General features: G+C 42.0%; 3 protein-coding genes, 1 rRNA gene and 1 pseudogene. All 5 read right to left on the bottom strand.

The annotated features are described in order from the left end of the window. Nucleotides 1-579 (bottom strand): 16S ribosomal RNA (locus DVG78_RS29775); the annotation flags it as partial. A gap of 1,116 nt (nt 580-1,695) precedes the next feature. Then, nucleotides 1,696-1,881: an ISAon1 family transposase N-terminal region protein gene (locus DVG78_RS30735; protein ID WP_445508813.1), complete on the bottom strand. Its 186-nt coding sequence runs from the start codon at nt 1,879-1,881 to the stop codon at nt 1,696-1,698. Between the two features lie 158 nt (nt 1,882-2,039). Then, a complete protein-coding gene (locus DVG78_RS30730; RefSeq protein ID WP_445508812.1) occupies nt 2,040-2,441 on the bottom strand; it encodes a transposase in 402 nt (133 codons plus the stop codon). After that, complete coding sequence (locus DVG78_RS30725) at nt 2,377-3,135, bottom strand: ISAon1 family transposase (protein ID WP_445508811.1); 759 nt, start codon at nt 3,133-3,135, stop codon at nt 2,377-2,379. Before DVG78_RS30725 ends, DVG78_RS30730 begins: the two co-directional genes overlap by 65 nt. 2 nt (nt 3,136-3,137) lie before the next feature. Then, nucleotides 3,138-3,188 (bottom strand): annotated as a pseudogene (locus DVG78_RS30720) (hypothetical protein); the annotation flags it as partial. Nucleotides 3,189-3,241 lie beyond the last annotated feature (53 nt).

The following is a 3,241-nucleotide window of genomic DNA, read 5'->3' as shown; positions in this document are numbered from 1 at the left end:
CTGACTTATAAAACCACCTACGCACCCTTTAAACCCAATAAATCCGGACAACGCTTGCCACCTACGTATTACCGCGGCTGCTGGCACGTAGTTAGCCGTGGCTTATTCATCGGGTACCGTCACAGTCCCTCGCAAGAAACCTATTCTTCCCCGATAAAAGCAGTTTACAATCCAGAGGACCTTCTTCCTGCACGCGGCATGGCTGGGTCAGACTTGCATCCATTGCCCAATATTCCCTACTGCTGCCTCCCGTAGGAGTCTGGCCCGTATCTCAGTGCCAGTGTGGGGGACCACGCTCTGACGCCCCCTACTGATCATCGTCTTGGTAGGCCGTTACCCTGCCAACTAACTAATCAGACGCATGCCCATCTATCACCGATAAATCTTTAGCAATATCTCCATGCGGAGTCCCTGCTTTATGCGGTATTAATCCCTGTTTCCAAAGGCTATTCCCCTGTGATAGGTAGGTTGCATACGCGTTACGCACCCGTACGACAGTGACATTGCTGCCCCTTCGCCTTGCATGTATTAGGCCTGCCGCTAGCGTTCATCCTGAGCCAGGATCAAACTCTCCATCGTAAATTCTATTCAAATTGACTTTCGCAAGTCAGTTAATTGTACTGTTTACGCAATTTGTCGTTTTTTTCTCACCAACCTGTCAAAGAACTTTCGCTTGTTAAATCCCAAGCATTGAGCTGAATCGCTTCCAGCTTAACCTATTTTACTCTTCTTTTTCTCTTCCGCCTTACTCGTTTGGGGTTGCAAAGGTCTGAAATCAAATCCGTATCTCCAAATATTATCTTAAGTTTTTTTTAACCCCTAAAACCTATCTAGAACATCCTCTTTAACTTCTCTCTTCCCGCCCTCTCTGTTTGGGGTTGCAAAAGTCCGAATTCTATTCTAATTATCCAAATTTTATTTTAAAAAACTTTTACTTTCAAAATTTTATTCGGACTCTAAACCCCGCCCTCTCCGTTTGGGAGTGCAAAAGTATGAATAAATACCTGAAACACAAAAATCAAGTTAAATAAATGTATTTTTGTCAATCGTATACATTATACTAAAACGCACATACTTTACTGTTTATCAGAAGCTTATAGTGACAAAATAATTTCTTAAATAATTAGGATTTAAATGCAAAACTTTAGAAAATAGTGCCCTATTCCAGACATAATGAGTAAATATGTTTTAATACAGAATACTAATGTTTCTCCTCAAAGCTGCTCATTACCCTACCTTTTTTTGTTCTTAAATGATTAACAGCGACCACTTTCAACTCCTAACTCGGAAAACAAATGTTTTACAAATCAGCCGACCTGACAAAATTCCAAATCTTTGATGTTACAAAAGTAGAAAAGCCTTATTGTTTTTTGCACTTCACCCCTTAACAGCAGAATTGGTTAATTACTTTTTAGATATTCTTACAATAACGGCACCTAATTAGATATATATTAGGCTCAGTATCCAGAATCTCCATGGGATAGGCTTGTCTCGTCAATGGATAAATGACTACCTAAATTTTGAGGATATAAAAGCCATTTTGCAGCATGACTTCTTTAGTCCCAATCTCTAAAACTACTCTAAAAATCACGATACTGACCCAGCAAAGATCGGCCATTGACACCATAGAAACATCCGATAGTTTCGGTACTATTCGGATTAATATCGTCGGACGGTCGACGCCGCTGACTTCTTTTAAAAATCAGCGAACTCCCTCGTCATTCGCGTTCCTTCACCTACTTCTGTCCAGTCTCTGTAAACGACCTTGCCGGTAGTTGTGTTTAGCCATCTGCGGCCCTTGACATTAAGAAAAACACTGTGACCCCGTAGGGGAAAGTCCTGTAGGGTAATGGATGGAAAGTAAATCGCGTTTCTTTGCATCTTTATCTGAGAAATTCTTCTCCTCCAAATAAACATGATAACGATCTTGCGTTTTTTCAACATGCGTCAGTAGATAATGCCCAAGTAGGAACTCAGGTAAGATTAATTCAATCAGGGGTAAGAAGGGCTCAAGTACAAAAGTTGTGGAGCAACTTGGATTAAGTATATAACTGAGTTAGCCGATAAAGGAAGAATTCTATGTTTCTTACCCCTCTGAATTGACTTCTGAACGCTTTGATTTTAGCACGGTCCGTCGTACGGTTGAAGGATTCTGCCGACGCATTAGTGCTGCGGTTATCAAAGTAATTTAAGATGGTCTCATAATGGTTTGGGATGGAGCGCGCCACGGTGTTGAAGGCTTTAAATCCGGACTGACGCACCTTCTCATGCCACTTGGCCAGTCGGGCCAATCCATACAGTTTATCGTTGGTATTCTCAAAAATATGACTCAAAGACATCGTTAGCTCATAGGCTTTTTTCAAGTCAGCATAGCGCTCAAAAAGTAATGTTGCCCTTTGTTTTTGAGTCTCTGTCCAATCTTTCTCCTTTTTGTAGAGCACATATCTGCTGCGAGCTAATAATTGTCGCTTCGGCGCTCCGATTCACTGTATCACCATTTGAAAGCACTTCTGGTTGGTATGCTGTTTGAGTGGCTTTTGCTTGCTCAATAGCCTCATTTTCTGCCTCAATGGCTTGCCAACGATACTTGATTCTGATTTCCTGTAAGGCTTCCGAAGCCAACTTTTGGACATGGAATCGGTCAGTTACCTGTGTGGCAGAAGGAAAACAGCGTTTAGCGATTAACGCCATATTACCCGCCATATCCAGCGTAATTTCACTTACCTTTTTGCGCGTTTTTAGGGGAATTTTCCGAAGAATCTCAATGACTGTTTCAGCCTTTGTGCCCGCAATGATGGCTATAATGCTGCCGTTTCTACCCTTGGCAGCTTTGTTGGTTAGAATTGTATACAATTCACCATCCGATAGAGAAGTCTCATCAATCGAAAGATGCGTACCCATATTTTGAGCATACAGCAGCCATTGTTTGGCATGGCGCTTTTGATCCCATTGCCTAAATCCGCTTTGATAATCTTTGTACTGACGCAATAACTTTTTACCATTGACTCCATAAAAACGTCCAATGGTATGGGTATCATTCGGGGTCGTATCGATGAATCTGTTTCGCTTCGGCGATCCGATAAAAAAGCCGCAAATTCCTGTGTCATTCGCGTGCCTTGAGCCACTTGATTCCAATCCCGTTGTTCTACTTTTCCTGTAGTGGTATTCAGCCAGCGACGGCGCTTTATATGAAGAAATACCCGTTTATCTCGAATGGGAAAGTCCTGAATCGTAATCTCAG

Origin of the sequence: Runella aurantiaca (assembly GCF_003339505.1) — a bacterium.
Lineage (GTDB): Bacteria > Bacteroidota > Bacteroidia > Cytophagales > Spirosomataceae > Runella > Runella aurantiaca.
The sequence above is the reverse complement of the archived record's forward strand: the minus strand, read 5'-3'. Positions and strand labels throughout refer to the sequence as shown.